This is a genomic window from Micromonospora sp. ABR4_055, assembly GCF_056160425.1.
This window is the reverse complement of sequence record NZ_JBSWXD010000373.1, coordinates 1-284: the sequence shown is the minus strand read 5'-3', so window position 1 is coordinate 284 and position 284 is coordinate 1. Positions and strand designations below refer to the sequence as shown.

Below are 284 nucleotides of genomic sequence, written 5' to 3'. Positions count from 1 at the left end.
TCCCGAACCCGACCACCGGCGAGTGCCACCGGTGCGGCGGCGTACCCGGCCCCTGCCGGCCGTTCCTGCGGGCGATCGCCATCCTGGACCGCTGGGACCCCAGTAGCGCCCGGCGGATCCGCGCCGTACTCCATCTCTCCGGGCTGATGACCGCCGGATACCCGCGCACGACGACCAGGACGAGTCCGCCGGATCGTACGGAGCGTCGGACGATGCCTGACGACGAAGCTCTGGTGTGCCCCGGTGATCTGGTGGCGCTGCGGCAGTGCGACCACGTGGACGGC

General features: G+C 72.2%; 1 protein-coding gene. It reads left to right on the top strand.

All coding sequences use genetic code 11. From position 1 onward, the window contains the following. The coding region (locus ACXAHD_RS32455; protein ID WP_475055232.1) for a hypothetical protein at positions 1–284 on the top strand (284 nt) is incomplete at both ends.